The sequence below is a fragment of the Actinomadura macrotermitis genome (genome assembly GCF_009604375.1).
Lineage (GTDB): Bacteria > Actinomycetota > Actinomycetes > Streptosporangiales > Streptosporangiaceae > Spirillospora > Spirillospora macrotermitis.
The window spans coordinates 681,790-700,209 of record NZ_WEGH01000004.1; the positions used below are offsets into that span (position 1 = coordinate 681,790).

Below are 18,420 nucleotides of genomic sequence, written 5' to 3' on the forward strand. Positions count from 1 at the left end.
ACGGGCGTGATCGCGGCGGTGTAGGACGCGATCACGCCCGTTCACCGCGCGAGGCGCCCTCCCCGGGCCGGGGAGGGCGCCTCGCGCGTTCGGGACGGTCAGGCCACCGGCGGCGGGGTGAAGACGCCGAAGTGGTGGTCGGCGCTGTCGGTCAGCTGGGCGAAGACGAGCCCGTTGGCGGTGGTGGTCACCGGCACGACGACCTTGCCGCCGAGCTCCTCGGCGCGGGCGACGGTGGCCGCCACGTCCTGCACCACCACGTAGAAGATCGCGTAGTCGGGGAAGGCGCCGCCCGAGGGGAAGACGCCGCCGGACGGCTGCTCCGCGCCCGGCGCGGTGATCTCCTCGTAGGCCGGCGCGTCGCCGGGGGGCGCCGTGAACGTCCAGTCGAACAGCTCGCCGTAGAAGCGCTTGACGTCCTCGGGCCGGTCGGTGCCGATCTCGAACCAGGCCACCGAGTTGTAGGCGGGTGCGCTCATGGTGTCGCTCCTTCGTCGTTCCTGTGCGTCCCGCCCATCGTCGAACAGGCGTGCGACAACCCTGTGTCGGTGTTTTCAGATGAATTCCAGCGCGCGGGCGACGAGGTTCGGCGGGCTCATCGAGGAGTACTCGAGCGCGCGGTCGGGCGCGGCCTCCTCCAGCAGCGCGGCGCTGCGCACCCGGTCGATGCGGAAGACACGGATCCCGCCGCGCAGCCGGCACCAGCCGATCAGGTACCAGGCGCGGGACGCGGCGGTGAAGGCGATCGGCTCGACGTCGCGTTCGGTCACCGCGTCCGCCGCGTCGACGTACCCGATGCGCACCACCCGGCGCTCGCACATCGCCTGCTCCAGCACCGCCGGGACCGTGCGCGGCGCCTCGGCGTCCGCCGGGGTGAGGAAGTGGATGCGGCCGGCCAGCTCGCGGGCGGCGGCGCCGTCGGCCGCCGACATCGCCGTGACGATCTTGTGCAGGGCGGTGCGGGCCGACCGCGCGAACGGCGACCCGGCGGCCCGGCCGAGGGCGATCGCCACCGCCACCGCCTCGGCCGGGGTGAAGTTCAGCGGCGGCAGCGTGCGGCTCTTGTCCAGGGTGTAGCCGCCCGTGCGGCCCACGTCGGCGTGGATCGGCACCCCCGCCTGCTGCAGGGCGCCGATGTCGCGCTCGATCGTGCGCACGCTCACCTCGTAGCGCGCGGCGAGCTCGCGGGCGCTCAGCCGGCGGGGCGCGCAGGCCCGCAGTTCCTCCACCAGGGCGTAAAGCCGGTTGGTGCGGTTCACCCCGCGACCCTACGGAAGACCTACGACATTCCGCACCGGCGGCGCGGGATAGGATCCCCTTCCCCTCACCGCTCCCGGAGGTTCCGGCGTGGTCGCGAAGCGCTATCAGGTGTTCATCAGCTCCACCCGGCGGGATCTCGGCGACGAGCGCCGGGCCGTGGCCGAAGCGCTGCTGGAGCACGGGTTCATCCCGATCGGCATGGAGCAGTTCCCGGCGTCCGGTCAGGCCGGCTGGCCGCTGATCGAGCGGTTCATCGACGAGTGCGACTACTACGTCCTCATCGTCGGCCGCCTCTACGGGTCGCAGCGCCCGAACGGCGTCTCCTATGTCGAGAGCGAGTACGACTATGCCGTCGCCACCGGCAAGCCGGTGCTGGCGTTCCTGCTGGACGAGGAGGACGTCGCCGACAAGCGGGTCGCCCTGTTCCGCGCCAAGATCGGGCAGGACCGGCTGCGCAGCGCCTGGCGCACCCCCGACGAGCTGGCCCGCGAGATCGTCGCGGCGCTGCACAAGGAGATCGTCGACAACCCGCGGCCGGGCTGGGTGCGCGGCGACTCGCTGCCGGCCGCGCTGGACGAGCGCGTCGCGGCCCTCCTGGACCCGTGCGAGCGGCTCGGCATCGCCCGGATCGGCGAGGACGGCATCGCCGGCCCGCAGCTGACCGAGGGCATCCGGAACGCGCGGGTGGTGCGGGTGATGTCGACCAGCGCGGTGCGCCTCTTCGAGATCCACAAGGACGCGTTCGCGCACATGCTGGGGCGCGGCGGGGACCTGCGGCTGCTCACGCCGGAGCCGGACGGGGTGTTCCTGCGCGACGTGGAGGTCTCCGAGTCGGGCGGCATCGACCGGGGCGCCACGATCGGCGACGAGATCCGGGTGGTGCGGGCGCGCCTGCTGGAGACGATGGCCGACGCGCGCCGGGCGGCCGGCGGCGAGCTGCACGGCACCGTCTCGATGGGGCATTTCCGCAGCCACCTGCGGTCCACGCTGGTGCTGTGCGACCACGCCTGGGGCCGGCTGACGATCACGCTGCCGCCCGCCCGCGCGTCCGAGACGGCGTCGCTGGAGCTGCGCGGCGGCGCGTCGCGGCCGCTGCTGACCACCTGCGTCCGGCACTTCGACCGGACCTGGGAGATCGCCGAGGCGCGCGGTGACGTCACCGCGCTGAGGGCGCCCGGCGCCTAGCCTTCAGGCCATGACCGCCGATCCCGGTGCGCAGCCGATGGCCGAGGCCCAGCGGCGCTGAAGTTCATGCAGCTGCGCCGGACGCCCCCCGCCGTGCCCGCGACCGCGCTCCGTCGCCCCCGCCACATCCGCCGGGCCGGACGTCCCACCGCAAGCCCATGAAACCGAACTCCCCCGGTCATCGTCGATCTTTCAGGCGACATCACCCGCCAGATGTCCTCCAGCTCCCAGCGAAAGCAGCCGATGCAGCATGACGACGCGCCCGCCGTGGGCGCCGGCAACACCCTGACCGTCACCTACCGCGACAGCGAGGGCGAAGAGGTCTTCCTGACGCACACGAGCGGGCCCGGCCTGCCACCGCCCTGCTGGCAGGCCTACGAGGAGCTCCAGCGCCTCGGCATCCCCCGGAAGAGCGTGCTGGCCGTCCACTCCGAGCTCGGTTTCTGCCGCCTGCCGGGCTGCTACTGCGACCCGATGCTGCGGGGGTTCGCCTTTCCGGACGCGGAGTTCTCCATCGGCTGCAACTACGGCGACACCCCGCGGGCGCGCGCCGCCGCCGTCGAGTCCGTGCGCGAGCGCGCGGCGATGCTGGCGCAGATGACGGGCCTGCCCGCCGTGCCCGCCGCCGTTCCGGTCCCGATACCCGTCCTGGATCGGGCGGAGCCGGTGGACGGCGAGCAGCTCGGCAGGGTGCTGTTCTCGGTGTTCGGGCCGGGCGGGGTCCGTCGTTACGGGCCCGGCGAGCTGCCCGGGGACGTCCCGCCCGGGACACGGCACACCCTCGCCGTCGCCGGGCTCCCCGTGCAGGTCCCGCACCTGTTCAAGGCCTGGGACCTGGAGCCGATGCAGGCGATGCTGCGCAAGCGCGGCCCGCTGGACGAGGGCGCGGTCGCCCGCTACGCCGGATGGCGGACCCTCGGGAGCGACGGGCACTGCGTCATCGGCGTCGAGCCCGGCGGCGCCCTCCACGCGGTCGACCCCGAGCTCGGCACCCGGCGGTTCGTCAGCAGCGACGCGGCGTCGTTCGCCCGGTCCCTCGCGCTGCTCACCCGGGGACGGCAGCGGATGAAGGGCCGCGCCCCGCACGCGGCCGCCGCGGTCGTCGCCGGCGTCCAGGCGCAGCTGGCGGGCATCGACCCGGCCGCCGTCCGCGATCCGGACGCCTGGTGGCCGCTGCTGGCCGAGCAGATGTGGCACGGCCTCCTGTGAGGGAGTACCTGGGTATGACAGCGAAGCAGGACCGCGGTCTCATCCGGTCTACAGCGGCCGTTCCCTAGCCTGGACCGCATGAGCGACAAGCACGGGTGGCGGGAGACGGCGGCGCTGGTCTGGCGGCCGCTCGTGCTCGCCGCGGCCACCGGCGCCGCCGACCCCTACCCCGCCGCACGGCCCTGGCCCGCCGGGCTGGGCTGGACCCGGCGGATCATGATCGGCCGGCTGCCGTTCAACGCGGTCGCCCAGGCCGCCGACCTGCTGCTCGTGCTCATCATGCTGCCCGGCACGTACTCGCTGCTGCTCACCGAGGTCCGCCCGGCCCACCCCGGCTACCCCGGCTCCCTGCTGTTCCTCGGCGCCCTGGCGATGACGGCGCCCCTCGCGCTGCGCCACCGGCACCCCCTCGGCGCGTTCCGGCTCCTCCTGGTGGGGATGGCGTGGACCTCCTTCCAGCACTGGCTCAGCACCCCTTACGTGCCCGCCGGGACGATCAGCGGGCTGCTGATCCTGTACACCGTGGCGGTGCGCTGCCCGCGGGAGACCACGGTCGGCGCCGGCCTGCTGGCGGTCGCGGGCGTGTGGGCGGCCGACCGCCACTCGGCCGCCGGCGCGACCGTGCTGATCCTGCTGCCGCTGGTCGTCGGGTACATGTCACGGCTGCGGCAGGCGTCCCGGCGGGAGCTGGCCGAGCAGGCCAGGCGGCACCGGGAGGAGGCGGCGGTGCTGACCGAGCGCCAGCGCATCGCCCGCGAGCTGCACGACGTCGTCGCGCACCACATGTCGATGATCGCGATCCAGGCGGAGGCCGCGCCCTACAAGGCCGAGGTCCCCGCGGAGACCCGCCGCGACCTGGCGGAGATCCGCGCGACGGCGCTGGACGCCCTCACCGAGATGCGCCGCATCCTCGGCGTGCTGCGCTCGGCCGAGGGCGCCGAGACCGCGCCGCAGCCCGGCCTGGACCGGCTGGCGGAACTGGTCACCGCCGCCCGCGGCACCGGCCTCACCGTGGAGGACCGGCTGGCCGGGAACCTGGCCGCGCTGCCGTCCGGCGTCGGCCTCAGCGCCTACCGGATCGTCCAGGAGGCGATGAGCAACGCCATGCGGCACGCGCCGGGGTCGCGGGTCGGCCTCGACGTGGCGCACGCGGACGGCATACTGCGGCTGACCGTCGTCAACGGGCCGCCGGGCCCCGGCCACCGCCCGACCCCCTCGCCACCGGGCGCCGGGCACGGGCTGGCCGGGATGCGCGAGCGGGCCGCGATGCTGGGCGGCGAGCTGCTCGCCGGCCCCACCCCCGAGGGAGGCTTCCAGGTGTCCGCCACACTGCCGGTGCGGGATCCCGCATGACGATCCGCGTCGTGATCGTCGACGACCAGGGCATGGTCCGCGCCGGGTTCGGGGTGCTGCTGAACGCCCAGCCCGGCATCGAGGTCGTCGGCGAGGCGGTGAACGGCGAGGAGGGGCTGCGCCGCATCGCCGAGCTCGCGCCCGACGTGGTGCTGATGGACGTGCGGATGCCCGTCATGGACGGCCTGGAGGCCACCCGCCGGCTGCTCGCCGCCGACGACGAGGACGGTGGCGGCGTCACCGGCCCGCCGAAGGTGCTGATGCTGACCACCTTCGACCTGGACGACTACGTCTACGCCGCGCTCCGCGCCGGGGCCAGCGGGTTCCTGCTCAAGGACGCCTCGGCGGGCGAGCTGGCCGACGCCGTCCGGGTGGTGGCGGCGGGCGACGCGCTGCTGTCGCCGTCGGTCACCAGGCGGCTGATCGCGGAGTTCGCCCGGCTGGGCGGCCCGCGCGGCCCGTCCCGCAAGCGGCTGAAGGAGCTGAGCGACCGGGAGACCGAGGTCCTGGTCCTGGTCGCGCGCGGCCTGTCCAACGCCGAGATCGCCGCCGAGCTCGTCCTCGCCGAGCAGACCGTGAAGACCCACTTCAGCCGGACGCTGATGAAACTCGGCCTGCGCGACCGCCCGCAGGCCATCGTCTACGCCTACGAAACAGGCCTGGTCCGCCCGGGCGACTAGCCGAAGTCCAGGGCCCCCGCCTACGCCCCTCACCCAACCAAGCCAGTGCACACGCGAACTCGCGGACCCCGAAACGGCCCGGCTGCCATTTCAAGGCCCCGCCCGGCAAGCACCATCGGCGACCACGCCCACCGGCCTCCCAACCGCCGCCGACCAACCCCACGAACTCAGGCACCCTGAAGCGGCCCGGCCACGGCTTCAAAACCTCACCCGGCAAGCACAACCGGCGGCCACGCCCACCCAACCTCCCAGCCGCCCGCCGACCAACCCCACGCCCACGCCCACGCCCACGAACTCAAGCACCCCGAAACGGCCCGGCCACCGTGTCAAGGCGCTGCCCGGCAGCACAACAGGCGACCACGTCCACGGACTCAGGCACCCGAAACGCTCTGGCCACGACTTCGAAGTCTCACCCGGCAAGCACAGCCGGTGCCCATGCGCACCGGCCTGCTGGCATGTCCACGGACCCGGCCCTTCGTGTGGTGGCGGCGGGGGCTGGTCGGCGTAGTACCGCGGTAGCACCCGCAAGTGTGAACCGTGGGCCGATCCCGACCACACCCTGCGATTTCTAGCGTTCCTGGCAGTGCTCTCGACCTCCCAGGAAGGACGCCCGATGCGCAGGTTCCTCGCCGTCTCGGCGGTCCTGGCCGTGACCGGTTCCCTCGTGGGAGCGCCGGGCATCGGCTACGCCGCGCCCACCGCCCCCACCACGATCCAGCGGCTGCCGGCCCATTACGCCGCCGTCCGGCAGGACATCGAACGAGCCGCCGACCTCGCCGCCACGACCCATGACGCCACCCGCGCCCGTACCCTGCGCGCCTTCCTGGCCCCCGGCCGCCGCTTCCTGGCCTTCGACGCGCGCGGCCACGGCCGCGCCGTGGAGGCCGTCGGCGACCCCGCCACGGCCGACCGGGTGGCGGTCGTCGTCCCCGGCGCGGACGGCGGCCTGGCCGATTTCGACTCCTGGAAGTGGGCGGGCGGCGGCGCCCGTGCCCTGGCCGCGCAGGCCCGCTCGCTCGCACCCGGCACCCGGCTCGCCGTGATCGCCTGGCTGGGCTACGACTCCCCGTCCACCCTCGGCCCCGGCGTCCTCACCACCGGTGCCGCCGACGCCGGCGCCGGTCCCCTGCGCGCCCTGCTCACCGACCTGCACCGCGTCAACGGCCGGGCCCGCTTCGCGCTGCTCTGCCACAGCTACGGCTCGGTGCTGTGCGGCCGGGCCGCGCCGCGCCTGCCCGCCGGGTTACCGGTCGACGAGATCGCGCTCTACGGCAGCCCCGGCACCACCGCCCGCTCAGCGTCCGCCCTGTCGGCCACCGCCGCCGTCTGGGCCGGCCGCGCCCGCGGCGACTGGATGCGCCACGTCCCCCACGTCAGGGTCGGCGGCCTCGGCTTCGGCCGCGACCCGGTCTCCCCCGCCTTCGGCGCCCTGCGCTTCGACGCCGGGGCGGGCCCCCACAGCGCCTACCTCAAGCCGGGCTCGACGGCCCTGCGCAACCTCACCTGGATCGCCCTCGGCCGCGACGGCGAGGTGGCCCGTGCCGCATGAGCCCAAGGTGCTGCGGCTGCCCGCCTGGCACGCCGCCCGCTACGAGCGCCTGGCCGAAACCGGGCCGGGGCGGTTCGACCGGCTCGCCGAGCGGATCGACGCGGGCACGCCCGCGCAGCGCGACCGGGCCGTGGACGTGCTGCGCGCCCTGGCGATCCTCGGCGTGGTCCTCGGCCACTGGCTGGTCACCGCCCTCGTCCCGCAGCCCGGCGGCGGGCTGCGGGTGGCCAGCCCGCTCCAGGCCATGCCGGCACTGGAACCAGCGACCTGGCTCCTGCAGACGCTCGCGGTCTTCTTCCTGGTCGGCGGCTACAGCACCGCGAAGAGCCTGCGCCCGGGCGAGCCGTACCGCGACTGGACGAAACGCCGGCTGGGCCGGCTGGTCCGGCCCGTCCCGCCGCTCCTGCTCGCCGTGGCCCTCCTGAGCGGCGCCCTGCTGTGGAGCGGCCACCCCGCCGACACCGTGCAACGGCTGGCGCTGTTGGCGCTGTCGCCCCTGTGGTTCCTGTGCGTCTACGGGGCGCTGGCCCTGCTCGCCCCGGCACTGGCCGCGGTCTGCCGCCGCACCGGCCCCTGGGCGGCCGTCGTCCCGTTCGGCGCCACGGCGGTGCTGGACCTCGGCCCGGAACCGCTCGCCTGGGGGACGGTCCTCACCTGCTGGCCGGTGCCGTTCCTGCTCGGCATCGCCTGGGCGCAGGGCGCGTTCACCCGCCGGCGCGGGCCCGTCCTGCTGCTGGCCGGGGGCAGCGTCGCCACGGCCCTGCTGGTGCTGTTCGCCGGCTATCCGGCGAGCATGGTCGGGGTGCCCGGCGCGGCGGTCTCCAACCTGTCCCCGCCCACCCTCGCGGCGGCGACCTTCGGGCTGGCGCAGACCGGGGGCGCGCTGCTCCTGCGCGGCCCGCTGACCCGCTGGGCCCGGCGCCCCGGCCGGTGGGCGGTGATCGCCCTGGTCACCATGAGCTCGATGACAATCTTCCTGTGGCACCAGCCGGTCCTGCTGGCGACCTCCGTCACAGCGCACGCCTTCGGGACGCCGCCGGGCCTGCTCACCGCGCCCGGCCATCCCGGCTGGCTCTGGTCCCGGCTGCTGTGGCTGCCGGTCCTCGCGGCCGTCCTGACCGCCCTCGCCGTCCCGGTCCGCGGAATCGGCCGCCGCCGGACCCAACCCCGGCGCCGCTTCGTACATCTCATGAAGGGAGCACCCCGCTGACACGCGCCCCGCCTCCGGATGCGCGGATCATTCACCGCCATCAGGTAGAAAGACGGATCATGCCGCCGCAACACGACAAGCCGGTCCCGCGTGCCCGACGGCTCCGCAGAGCACTGGCCTGTGCTGCGACCATCATGGGCATCCTGCTGACCACCGCCGGGACCGGTCACGCCGACCCCTACGCCGCCCCCGGCCCGGTGCCGACCCTGACCCCCGCCACCTTGACCGCGCGGTACGCCGCCGAGCGGCACACCATCGAGCAGGCCCTCGGCACCGCCCGGAAGGTGGGCGACGCCGGCCGGGTCCGCGCGCTCGGCGCGTTCCTGCAGCCCGGCCGCCGGTTCCTGCAGTTCGACGCGCGCGGCCGGGGGCAGGCCGTCGAGGTCATCGGCGACCTCACCCGGGCGCGCCGGATCGCGCTGCTGGTGCCGGGCGCCGACACCACCCTCGGCGACTTCGACACCCGCACCGGCAAACCGTGGTCCACCCCGGGCGGCGGCGCCCGCGCCCTCTACCGCCAGGCCGCGGCGACGACCCCGCACCCGGACCTGGCCGTCGTCGCCTGGCTCGGCTACGCCGCGCCGAAGATGCTGAGCAGCGACGTCATCACCGACGAACGCGCGGGCCAGGGCGCGATCGAGCTCCGCCGCTTCCTGACCACGCTGCACCGGGTGAACCCGGGCGCCCAGGTCGGCCTGCTCTGCCACAGCTACGGCTCGGTGGTGTGCGGACGCGCCGCGCTGTCCGGCCAGGGCCCCGGCGGCGCCGCCTGGCGCAGTGTCACCGACATCGCGCTGTTCGGCAGCCCCGGCACCACCGCCTGGTCGGCGACCGCCCTCGGCGGCTCCGCCCGCGTCTGGGCGGGCCGCGGCTCCACCGACTGGATGGAGGACGTCCCGCACGTGCGCATCTTCGGCCTCGGCCTCGGCCCCGACCCGGTCTCGCGCCGCTTCGGCGCCCGCGTCTTCGACGCCGGCCCGAGCGGCCACAGCGACTACCTGCGCCCCGGCTCGCCCTCCCTGCGCAACCTCACCGCCATAGCCCTGGCCCACCCCGCCGAAGTCACCCCCGCCTGACCACCACCACCCCGCCCCCTCCATCCGAGCACCGGCCGCCCACATCCTCGCTCGACCGCCCGGCGCCACCCCACCCACCTATGCCCTCGTTCGACCACGCGGGCGCCGGCCCAGCCGCCTGCTCCTCCCTCGACCGCTCAGACGTCAGCCTGGCCGGCTTGTGTTCTTGGTCGACCGCTCAGGCGTCGGGATGGCCGGTTGGGTTCTGAGCCGGTCAGGCCTTTGGCGGTGCCGGGGTCGTTGCTTGTCCGGGCGGGGTGGTCGTTACCGGTCAGGTGGCGGGGAGTCGGCCGTTGGTCGGATGCGGAAGTGGACGGGACATCGCCCATGTGGTGGCACTCTGGTCGGGTGGACACCCCGAACGAGGCCGCCCTCCGCGAGCAGACGACCGAACGCCTGGAAAAGGCCATGGGCACCTTCGGGACGGCAGCCCTGGCCAGCATGGAGGAGAAGCTCCCCTGGTTCCGGCGGATGCCCGCCGAGCAGCGCTCCTGGATCGGCCTGGTCGCCCAGGCCGGCATCGCCGCGTTCGTGGAGTGGTTCAAGAGCGCCGAGCAGACGCGCCCGGCGATCGCCGGGGAGGTGTTCGGCACCGCGCCGCGCGAGCTGCTGCGCGCCATCAAGCTGAAGCACACCATCGACATGGTCCGGGTGATCATCGATGTGGTGGAGACGCGGCTGGACGAGCTGGCCGCGCCCGGCGGCACCCCCCAGCTGCGCGAGGCGATCCTGCGCTACACCCGCGACGTGGCGTTCGGCGCCGCCCAGGTGTACGCGCAGGCCGCCGAGACCCGCGCCGCCTGGGACGCTCGCCTGGAGGCCCTCGTGGTCAACGCGGTGCTGCGCGGCGAGGTCGACGACGGCATGCACTCCTGGGCCGCCGCGCTCGGCTGGACGTCCAAGCCCGTCACGGTGATCGCCGGCTACACGCCCGAGGACGAGGACCCCGAGGTCACCATCGACCAGATGCAGCTGGCCGCGCGGCGCGCCCGGGTGGACGTGCTGGCCGGCGTGCAGGGCCGCCGCGTCATCGTGATCGTCGGCGGGGCGGAGGACCCGCTGGAGGCCGCCCGCCCCATCGCCGCCAAGTGCGGCCCTGGCCCCGTCGTGGTCGGCCCGCCCGTCGACGACCTGTACGACTCCACCACCTCGGCCCACGCCGCGCTCGCGGGCCTGCGCGCCGCCGCCGGCTGGCCGGACGCGCCGCGCCCCGTCCAGGCCGGCGAGCTGCTGCCCGAGCGGGCGCTGGACGGCGACGAGGCCGCCCGGCGCTACCTGGTGGAGGAGGTCTACAACCCCATGCTGGCGGCGGGCGCCCCGCTCCTGGACACCCTGGCGACCTACCTGGAGCAGGGGTCCTCGCTGGAGGCGACCGCGCGGCTGCTGTTCGTCCACCCGAACACGGTCCGTTACCGGCTGCGGCGGGTCACCGAGCTGACCGGGCTCGCCCCGACCGATGGCCGCAACGCCTTCACCCTGCGGATCGCGCTGGTCCTCGGCCGGTTCGGGGAGCGCCCGCCACGGGCCTAGGCTTCCCGTTGCGGCGGAACGCCCGTTATTCACGCTTGTAGGTGTCGTACAAACCCCCGGGACGAAACTTCGTGCTGATCGGCATCGGCAGGTACCACCCGCACCAGGCAGGCTTGTCGCTGTGATCCTCCTCGCATCGCCCGGTCAGGGCGCCCAGACCCCCGGATTCCTGCAGCCATGGCTCGACGTCCCCGGCGTCGCGGACCGGCTGGCATGGTGGTCCGCGGTGACCGGCCTGGACCTGGTGCGCTACGGCACGACCGCCGACGCCGAGGAGATCCGCGACACCGCCATCGCGCAGCCGCTGCTGGTGGCCGCCGCCCTCGCCGCCTACGAGGCGCTGTACGAGGTGGCGCCCGACACCGCAGCCCCGGCGCGCCCCGACGCCGTCGCCGGGCACAGCGTCGGCGAGCTGGCCGCCGCGGCGATCTCGGGGGTGCTCACCCCCGAGGCGGCGCTGGTGCTGGTCCGCGAGCGCGGCCGGGCGATGGCCGAGGCCGCCGCCGTCACCGAGACCGGCATGACCGCGGTGCTCGGCGGCGACGCCGAGGAGGTGCTCGCCGCCATCGACAAGCACGGCCTCACCCCCGCCAACGTCAACGGCGCCGGCCAGATCGTCGCGGCCGGCCCGGTGGACCGGCTGCTGGCGTTCGCCGACGAGCCGCCCGCCAAGGCGCGGCTGCGGCCGCTGTCGGTCGCCGGCGCCTTCCACACCGAGCACATGGCCCCCGCCGTCGCGGTGCTGCGGCGTCTCGCGCAGGGCGCGCCGGTCGCCGACCCGGCGATCGCGCTGCTGTCCAACCGGGACGGCGCGGTGGTCGACTCCGGCCGCGATTACCTCGCCCGGCTCGCCGAGCAGGTCAGCGCCCCGGTCCGGTGGGACGCCTGCATGGGCACCATCCGCGACCTCGGCGTCACCGCGATCATCGAGCTGCCGCCGGCCGGCACCCTGACCGGCCTCGCCCGCCGCGAGCTGAAGGGCATCGAGCTGCTCGCCCTGAAGACCCCGGACGACCTGGACAAGGCCCGCGAGCTGATCAAGAACCACAGCGGCTCCGGGACGGGTTCATGACCGCCCCCCTGACGCTCCGCCTGCCCGAGCTGGTCACCGGCTCGCGCATCCTGGCCTTCGGCGACCACCAGCCCGCCCGCGTCGTCACCAACGACGACCTGGCCCGCGAGGTCGACACCAACGACGAGTGGATCCGCAGCCGGGTCGGCATCGTCGAGCGCCGCATCGCCGGGCCCGAGGAGGGCATCGTCGAGCTGGCCGTGCAGGCCGGCGGCAAGGCGCTGGCCGGCAGCGGCCTCGCGCCCGCCGACATCGACCTGGTGATCGTGGCGACCTGCTCGGCCGAGACGCCGATGCCGAGCCACGCCGCCATGGTCGCGCACCGGCTCGGCATCCAGGCGCCCGGCGCCTACGACCTGAACGCCGCCTGCGCGGGCTTCTGCTACGCCCTGGCCAACGCCGACGCGGCGATCCGCACCGGGATGGCCCGGCACGTGCTGGTGATCGGCGCCGAGAAGATGTCCCAGTGGATCGACTGGACCGACCGCTCCACCTGCATCATCTTCGCCGACGGCGCGGGCGCCGCGGTGGTCGGCCCGGCGTCCTCGCCCGGCGTCGGCCCGGTGGTGTGGGGCAGCGACGGCGCGCAGGCCGACCGCATCATGATCGCGGACCGCAACTCCTACATCCGGCAGGAGGGCCAGGCGGTGTTCCGCTGGGCCACCTCGGCCATCGCGCCGGTCGCGCTGGAGGCGTGCGAGCGCGCCGGCGTGCGGCCGGACGAGCTGGCCGCGATCGTGCCGCACCAGGCCAACCTGCGGATCATCGACGCGATCGCGCGCAAGGTCAAGGCGCCCGGCGCCGTGGTCGCGCACGACATCACGCACTCGGGGAACACCTCCGGGGCCTCGATCCCGCTGGCGCTCTCCCACATGATCGAACGCGGCGACGTCCCGTCCGGCGCCCCGGCCCTGCTCATCGGGTTCGGTGCCGGATTGGCCTACGCTGCCCAAGTCATCCAGATCCCGTAGGCCCCCTTACGCCTGCGCACGGGCCCTGGACCAACCAAGAAGGAGAACACGAAAACCATGGCAGTCGCCACCGAGCAGCAGATCCTGGACGGTCTCGCCGAGATCATCGACGACATCGTCGGCATCGACAAGTCCGAGGTGACCCCGGAGAAGAACTTCATCGACGACCTCGACATCGACTCCCTGTCGATGGTAGAGATCGCGGTGGCCGCTCAGGACCAGTTCGGCGTCGAGATCCCCGACGACGAGCTGCGCAACCTGAAGACGGTCAACGACGTGATCAACTTCGTCCAGAAGCTGCAGCAGTAGTAAGCGCAGGCGCGGCGCGCCGCCGTCCCCCCGCACGGACCGGTGGCGCGCCGTCTCCGCACCCCCCAGTTTGCGAGGAGCACTCGATCATGAGCAAGAGCCAGACCACCGTCGTCGTGACCGGACTCGGGGCCACGACACCGCTCGGCGGCGACGTCGCGTCGACCTGGTCCGCGCTGCTCGCCGGCGAGTCCGGGGTGCGCGCTCTGGAATGGGAGGGCGTGGAGGAGCTGCCGGTGCGCTTCGCCGCGCAGCTGGCCGTCGATCCGTCGGAGGTCATGCCGCGGCAGCAGCTGCGCCGGCTGGACCGCAACCAGGCCATCGCGCTGATCGCCGCGCACGAGGCGTGGGCGGACGCCGGCTTCGCGCCGCCCGCCAAGAAGGGCCGCGCGGCCAAGGCCGAGTCGCAGGCCGACCCCGAGGGTTTCCGCGTCGACGGCGACCGGCTCGGCGTGGTCGTGTCCAGCGGCATCGGCGGCCTGCACACCGCCCTGGACAGCTACGACGTCTTCAAGGAGAAGGGCTGGTCGCGGGTCTCGCCGTTCACCGTGCCGATGCTGATGCCGAACGGCGCGTCGGGGCACGTGGGCATCGAGTTCGGCGCGATGGCCGGTTCGCACGCCCTGGTCAGCGCCTGCGCGTCCAGCGGCGAGGCGGTCGGCTACGCCATCGACATGATCCGCACGGGCCGCGCCGACGTGGTGATCTGCGGCGGCACCGAGGCGTGCATCCACCCGCTGCAGATGGCCTCCTTCGGCGCGATGCGGGCGATGTCGACGCGCAACGAGGAGCCCCGGCGCGCGTCGCGCCCCTACGACAAGAACCGGGACGGGTTCGTCCTCGGCGAGGGCGCCGCCGTCATGATCCTGGAGTCGGAGGAGCACGCCCGCGCCCGCGGCGCGAAGGTGCACGCCATCGCGGCCGGCTGCGGCTACTCCGGCGACGCCTTCGACATCGTGCTGCCCGACCCGAGCGGCGGCGGCCAGGCCAAGGCCATGCTGCGCGCGCTCGACAACGCGGGCCTGGAGCCCGCCGACATCGTGCACATCAACGCGCACGCCACCTCCACCCCGGCGGGCGACGTCGCCGAGCTCAACTCCATCAAGGCCGCGCTCGGCGAGGAGGTCAGCGCCAAGGTCACCGTCACCGGCACCAAGTCGATGACCGGCCACCTGCTCGGCGGCGCCGGCGCGCTGGAGTCGGTCATCACCATCCTCACGCTGCGCGACGGCCTGGTGCCGCCGACCGCGAACCTGGAGGACCTGGACGACGAAGTCGACCTGGACATCGTGCGCGGCGAGCCGCGCAAGCTGCCCGACGGCCCCGCCGCCGCGCTCAACAACTCGTTCGGCTTCGGCGGCCACAACGTCTCGGTCGTCTTCCAGCGCGCGCTCTGACGCTGCGGGACGACGACCGACGGCCCGGTGATCTGAGATCACCGGGCCGTCTTCGTCAGCGGCGGGACCTGCGCAGCATGAAGACCACGAACCCGATCTTCGCGGCGATCAGCAGGACCACCAGGAAGACCACGAGAAGCTCCGACGCGCCGATGACCATCTGCCGTCCTTCCTGACGCGGAACCTGGAACCGGCCGGTGGCGGTCGTCTTCCCGGCCCCGGGCAGATCAACCCGGCGGCCGCCGCTCACCCGGTGGTCACTTCCCGCCGGTCCGCTTCGGGTCGCCCTTACCGGCCTCCGGGTCGTCCTTGCCGCCCTTCGGGCCGCCCTTCGGGAAGCCGCCGGGCTTGGCGGCGCACGCGAGCTTCTCGCGCTTGATCGGCCCGGCCTTCTCGCCCGGCTTCACCTGGAACTCCTGCGCGCCGTCCGGGCCGGCCTTCAGCACGACGCGCTTCCTCGCGCCCTTCTCGCCGGCCGGGCCGGTGCTCCGCGGACCGCCCTCCTTGCGGTCGAAGCAGACGATGCGCTCCCGCTTGGCGGGCTTCGGCGGCTTGCCGGGCTCGTGGCCGGCGGCCTGCGCGGCGCCGCCCAGCCCGGCGACGGCGAGGCCCCCGGCCAGGACGCTCACCACCAGGTGCTTCTTCTTCATGGCTCCTCCGTGAGGGAGTCGGTTACTGCGGACGTTCCGGAGTCTTGCGACCGGCACCTGAAGCCACGCTGAGCACGTTCCGCCCGTCTTCATCTTGGCTTTAGGTCGCCGGGTGCACGCTGGCGGCGTGCGCATCCTGGTGGTGGAAGACGAGCGGCGCCTCGCCGAGGTGCTGAAGGACGGCCTGGAGCAGGAGGGGTTCGCGGTCGATCTCGCCGGTGACGGGCGGGAGGGGCTGTGGCTGTCGGCCGAGAACCCCTATGACGTGATCGTGCTGGACGTGATGCTGCCGCGGCTGAACGGCTACGCGGTCTGCGAGCGGCTCCGCGCGGACGGGATCTGGACGCCGATCCTCATGCTGACGGCCAAGGACGGCGTCCACGACGAGGCCGAGGCGCTGGACACCGGCGCCGACGACTTCCTGTCCAAGCCGTTCTCCTACACCGTCCTGCTGGCCCGGCTGCGCGCGCTGGTGCGGCGCGGGCTGAGGGAGCGCCCGGCGGTCATCGCCGTCGGGGACCTGCGGGTGGACCCCGCCGGGCTGCGCTGCAGCCGCGGCGACACCGCGATCGCGCTGACGCCGAAGGAGTTCGCGATCCTGCACTGCCTGGCCCGCCGGGCCGGCGAGGTGGTCACCAAGAGCGAGCTGCTGTCGCACGCCTGGGACTTCGCCTACGACGGGGACTCCAACATCGTGGAGGTCTACGTCAGCGCGCTGCGCCGGAAGATCGACAAGCCGTTCGGCCGCGCGTCGCTGGTGACCGTGCGCGGCGCCGGTTACCGGCTGGAGGCGTGACCATGCGCCTGCGGACCACGCTCGCGGCCACGCTGACGGTGGCCGTCGCCCTGGCCCTGGCCTCGTTCGCCCTGCTCACCGTGCTGCAGGGCAGCCTGGAGCGCAGCGCCCGCGACGAGGCGGCCCGGCGGGCCAAGGCCGAGGCCGTCGCGCTGCGCAGGAACGACGGGGACGCCGCCGACGGCGTCCGGATCGTGGGCGGGAGCGAACCGGCGGACGCCTGGCGGAAGGAGAAGGGGTACGTCGTGGTCAACGAGAGGGTGACCGCCGATGGCAGGGACATGGTCGTCCAGGTCCGCACCTCGCTCGCGCCGGCCAAGGACGCCATCAAGGCCCTGCGGAACCTGCTCGTGCCGGGCGTCCCCGCGCTGCTGCTGCTCGTGGCCCTGCTCACCTGGGTCTCGGTCGGCCGCGTGCTCAAGCCGGTCTCGGCGATCCGGGCCCGGATGGCCGAGATCACCGTCGGCGACCTGGGCCGCCGGGTCCCCGAGCCCGGCTCCCGCGACGAGATCGCCGCGCTCGCCCGGACCGTCAACGCCACCTTGGACCGGCTGCAGTCGGCCGTGGAGCGGCACAAGCGGTTCGTCGCCGACGCCGCCCACGAACTGCGCAGCCCGCTGGCGATCCTGCGGACCCGCCTGGAACTGGCCGGCCCCGGGGAGGCGCTGACCGACGTCGAGCGGCTCCAGCGGCTCACCGCCGACCTGCTCCTGCTCGCCCGGCTCGACGCCGGGGAGCCGCTGCGCGACGAGGAGGTCGACCTCGGTCAGGTCGTGGCCGAGGAGGCGGCCCGCCCCCGCCCGCGCCCCGACGTCGCGGTCGCCCTCGACGTCGCCGCGGACGTCCTGGTCACGGGCTCGGACGACCGGCTCAGGCGGCTGGTGGCCAACCTGGTCGACAACGCGGTGCGGCACGCTTCCTCGGCCGTCGCCGTCCGCCTGGCCGTGGACGGTCCCCGCGCCGTGCTGGAGGTCACCGACGACGGCCCGGGCATCCCCGCGGAGCACCACGCCACCGTCTTCGACCGCTTCACCCGCCTGGACGAGGCCCGCGCCCGCGACACCGGCGGCTCAGGCCTGGGCCTGGCCATAGCCCGCGAGATCGCCACCGCCCACGGCGGCACCCTGGAGGTGATCCCCGCGACCCCGGGCGCCCACCTCCGCGCCGAGATCCCCCTCCCCGGCCCGCGGTAGGTTCGCTCTCTTCTCCGGGCGGCCGGACGAGGTACTCCCGCCCGCAGCACCGCCGCCCGCCTCTGAGCGGAGACCCGGCCTTTCCTCGCCCCGCACGAACACCGGCCACCGCGAGCACGGCCGGAGGCTGCGGCGCTCGCCGCCCGGCCGGTCAGGCCCGGGCCGCCAGGCGAGGGGCCGGCTTTTCATACCGCCGCATGCAGCCAGCGGACGGGGGCGCCGTCGCCGGCGCGGCGGAACGGCTCCAGCTCGTTGTCCCAGGGCGTGCCGAGGAGCCGGTCGAGCTCGTGCTCCAGCGTCGTCTTGCCGACGGCGGCGTTGGCCATGACGGCGCGCAGCCGGTCCTCGGGGATCATGATGTCGCCGTTGGCGCCGATGATCCCGGTGAAGACGCCGAGCGTCGGGGTGAAGCTGTAGCGGACGCCGTCACAGCCCGGGGTCGGGTCCTCGGTGACCTCGAACCGGGCGAGCTTCCAGTTGCGCAGCGCGGAGGTGATCCCGGCGGCCACGCCGGGCTTGCCCTCCCAGTGCAGCTCGGCGCGCAGCGTCCCCGGGGCGGCCGGCTGATCGGCCCACTCCAGGGACACGGGCACGCCAAGGACACCTGCGGCGGCCCACTCGATGTGCGGGCTCAGCGCAGGTGGCGCGGAGTGGACGTAAAAAACGCCACGTGCGGTCACCGGACCTCCAGGATCTGTACTGAGGCTCGTCTTCCCCTACGGCCTCGTACACCTCAAGGTGGCGTCCGCGTGACTCATTCTGCATCATCGACACGGGACGCACCACCACGCGACCGGGGTTTGCCCAACCCTTGTCGCCGCGGCCTACCCCTCAGCGGGGGTTTCGTGCCGAAAAGAAGTGATCTTCGGAGATTTCCACAAGGGATCGGCGGGGAATGTCGCGCGGGCTGTCATCCGCGGTGTTCCGTCCGGTGTGCGGGCATCGGTTCCGTCGCTTTCCCATGTCGTCCCCACGCAATC

At 74.1% G+C, this 18,420-nt stretch carries 18 protein-coding genes; 14 read left to right on the plus strand and 4 right to left on the minus strand.

Annotation, left to right across the window (positions count from 1 at the left end; genetic code table 11):
- Window positions 1–98: 98 nt before the first annotated feature.
- Entirely contained in the window at window positions 99–479 is a 381-nt protein-coding gene (locus ACRB68_RS31745) for a VOC family protein (RefSeq protein WP_153538949.1), read from the minus strand.
- Between the two features lie 75 nt (window positions 480–554).
- Window positions 555–1,259: a helix-turn-helix transcriptional regulator gene (locus ACRB68_RS31750; protein ID WP_328595032.1), complete on the minus strand. Its 705-nt coding sequence runs from the start codon at window positions 1,257–1,259 to the stop codon at window positions 555–557.
- Window positions 1,260–1,347: 88 nt separating this feature from the next.
- Here ACRB68_RS31750 and ACRB68_RS31755 point away from each other — a divergent pair, with 88 nt between their 5' ends.
- From ACRB68_RS31755 to ACRB68_RS31810, 12 genes are all read left to right on the plus strand, one after another.
- Window positions 1,348–2,445 carry a DUF4062 domain-containing protein gene (locus ACRB68_RS31755; protein ID WP_153538951.1) on the plus strand — a complete coding sequence of 366 codons (1,098 nt, stop codon included), beginning with the start codon at window positions 1,348–1,350 and terminating at the stop codon, window positions 2,443–2,445.
- Window positions 2,446–2,688: 243 nt separating this feature from the next.
- The gene (locus ACRB68_RS31760) at window positions 2,689–3,654 is read left to right on the plus strand and encodes an SUKH-4 family immunity protein (RefSeq protein WP_194293528.1); all 966 of its coding nucleotides are present in this window, start codon (window positions 2,689–2,691) and stop codon (window positions 3,652–3,654) included.
- Window positions 3,655–3,732: 78 nt separating this feature from the next.
- Entirely contained in the window at window positions 3,733–5,007 is a 1,275-nt protein-coding gene (locus tag ACRB68_RS31765) for a sensor histidine kinase (RefSeq protein ID WP_153538955.1), read from the plus strand.
- Window positions 5,004–5,687, plus strand: a complete 684-nt coding sequence (locus ACRB68_RS31770) for a response regulator (RefSeq protein ID WP_153538957.1) — start codon at window positions 5,004–5,006, stop codon at window positions 5,685–5,687. Before ACRB68_RS31765 ends, ACRB68_RS31770 begins: the two co-directional genes overlap by 4 nt.
- A 613-nt stretch (window positions 5,688–6,300) precedes the next feature.
- Window positions 6,301–7,236, plus strand: a complete 936-nt coding sequence (locus ACRB68_RS31775) for an alpha/beta hydrolase (protein WP_153538959.1) — start codon at window positions 6,301–6,303, stop codon at window positions 7,234–7,236.
- Window positions 7,226–8,446, plus strand: coding sequence for an acyltransferase family protein (locus tag ACRB68_RS31780; protein ID WP_153538961.1), 1,221 nt, complete (start codon window positions 7,226–7,228; stop codon window positions 8,444–8,446). Before ACRB68_RS31775 ends, ACRB68_RS31780 begins: the two co-directional genes overlap by 11 nt.
- 134 nt (window positions 8,447–8,580) lie before the next feature.
- On the plus strand, window positions 8,581–9,522 hold the full coding sequence (locus ACRB68_RS31785; RefSeq protein ID WP_153538963.1) for an alpha/beta hydrolase: 942 nt from the start codon (window positions 8,581–8,583) through the stop codon (window positions 9,520–9,522).
- 408 nt (window positions 9,523–9,930) lie between these two features.
- Window positions 9,931–11,052: a PucR family transcriptional regulator gene (locus tag ACRB68_RS31790; RefSeq protein ID WP_194293545.1), complete on the plus strand. Its 1,122-nt coding sequence runs from the start codon at window positions 9,931–9,933 to the stop codon at window positions 11,050–11,052.
- Window positions 11,053–11,173: 121 nt separating this feature from the next.
- Window positions 11,174–12,124, plus strand: coding sequence for an ACP S-malonyltransferase (locus ACRB68_RS31795; RefSeq protein WP_328595034.1), 951 nt, complete (start codon window positions 11,174–11,176; stop codon window positions 12,122–12,124).
- Window positions 12,121–13,095, plus strand: a complete 975-nt coding sequence (locus ACRB68_RS31800) for a beta-ketoacyl-ACP synthase III (protein WP_153538965.1) — start codon at window positions 12,121–12,123, stop codon at window positions 13,093–13,095. Before ACRB68_RS31795 ends, ACRB68_RS31800 begins: the two co-directional genes overlap by 4 nt.
- Before the next feature lie 57 nt (window positions 13,096–13,152).
- Entirely contained in the window at window positions 13,153–13,404 is a 252-nt protein-coding gene (locus tag ACRB68_RS31805; RefSeq protein WP_153538967.1) for an acyl carrier protein, read from the plus strand.
- An 89-nt stretch (window positions 13,405–13,493) separates the two neighbouring features.
- Complete coding sequence (locus ACRB68_RS31810) at window positions 13,494–14,801, plus strand: beta-ketoacyl-[acyl-carrier-protein] synthase family protein (protein ID WP_153538969.1); 1,308 nt, start codon at window positions 13,494–13,496, stop codon at window positions 14,799–14,801.
- A gap of 257 nt (window positions 14,802–15,058) precedes the next feature.
- On the opposite strand, the gene ACRB68_RS31815 is transcribed toward ACRB68_RS31810, so the two are convergent.
- The gene (locus ACRB68_RS31815; RefSeq protein WP_153538971.1) at window positions 15,059–15,451 is read right to left on the minus strand and encodes a hypothetical protein; all 393 of its coding nucleotides are present in this window, start codon (window positions 15,449–15,451) and stop codon (window positions 15,059–15,061) included.
- Between the two features lie 127 nt (window positions 15,452–15,578).
- Here ACRB68_RS31815 and ACRB68_RS31820 point away from each other — a divergent pair, with 127 nt between their 5' ends.
- Entirely contained in the window at window positions 15,579–16,247 is a 669-nt protein-coding gene (locus ACRB68_RS31820; protein WP_328595035.1) for a response regulator transcription factor, read from the plus strand.
- Between the two features lie 2 nt (window positions 16,248–16,249).
- Entirely contained in the window at window positions 16,250–17,440 is a 1,191-nt protein-coding gene (locus ACRB68_RS31825) for a sensor histidine kinase (RefSeq protein ID WP_153538973.1), read from the plus strand.
- Window positions 17,441–17,625: 185 nt separating this feature from the next.
- Here the strand turns inward: ACRB68_RS31825 and ACRB68_RS31830 are convergent, their stop codons facing one another.
- The gene (locus ACRB68_RS31830; RefSeq protein WP_328595036.1) at window positions 17,626–18,120 is read right to left on the minus strand and encodes a DUF3145 domain-containing protein; all 495 of its coding nucleotides are present in this window, start codon (window positions 18,118–18,120) and stop codon (window positions 17,626–17,628) included.
- Between the last annotated feature and the right edge of the window lie 300 nt (window positions 18,121–18,420).

What these genes read in the sequence shown, in the direction of transcription:
- ACRB68_RS31745 (WP_153538949.1), bottom strand. Translation starts at nt 479, where the DNA reads ATGAGCGCACCCGCCTACAACTCGGTGGCCTGGTTCGAGATCGGCACC.
- ACRB68_RS31760 (WP_194293528.1), top strand. Translation starts at nt 2,689, where the DNA reads ATGCAGCATGACGACGCGCCCGCCGTGGGCGCCGGCAACACCCTGACC.
- ACRB68_RS31765 (WP_153538955.1), top strand. Translation starts at nt 3,733, where the DNA reads ATGAGCGACAAGCACGGGTGGCGGGAGACGGCGGCGCTGGTCTGGCGG.
- ACRB68_RS31770 (WP_153538957.1), top strand. Translation starts at nt 5,004, where the DNA reads ATGACGATCCGCGTCGTGATCGTCGACGACCAGGGCATGGTCCGCGCC.
- ACRB68_RS31775 (WP_153538959.1), top strand. Translation starts at nt 6,301, where the DNA reads ATGCGCAGGTTCCTCGCCGTCTCGGCGGTCCTGGCCGTGACCGGTTCC.
- ACRB68_RS31785 (WP_153538963.1), top strand. Translation starts at nt 8,581, where the DNA reads ATGGGCATCCTGCTGACCACCGCCGGGACCGGTCACGCCGACCCCTAC.
- ACRB68_RS31790 (WP_194293545.1), top strand. Translation starts at nt 9,931, where the DNA reads ATGGGCACCTTCGGGACGGCAGCCCTGGCCAGCATGGAGGAGAAGCTC.
- ACRB68_RS31800 (WP_153538965.1), top strand. Translation starts at nt 12,121, where the DNA reads ATGACCGCCCCCCTGACGCTCCGCCTGCCCGAGCTGGTCACCGGCTCG.
- ACRB68_RS31805 (WP_153538967.1), top strand. Translation starts at nt 13,153, where the DNA reads ATGGCAGTCGCCACCGAGCAGCAGATCCTGGACGGTCTCGCCGAGATC.
- ACRB68_RS31810 (WP_153538969.1), top strand. Translation starts at nt 13,494, where the DNA reads ATGAGCAAGAGCCAGACCACCGTCGTCGTGACCGGACTCGGGGCCACG.
- ACRB68_RS31815 (WP_153538971.1), bottom strand. Translation starts at nt 15,451, where the DNA reads ATGAAGAAGAAGCACCTGGTGGTGAGCGTCCTGGCCGGGGGCCTCGCC.
- ACRB68_RS31825 (WP_153538973.1), top strand. Translation starts at nt 16,250, where the DNA reads ATGCGCCTGCGGACCACGCTCGCGGCCACGCTGACGGTGGCCGTCGCC.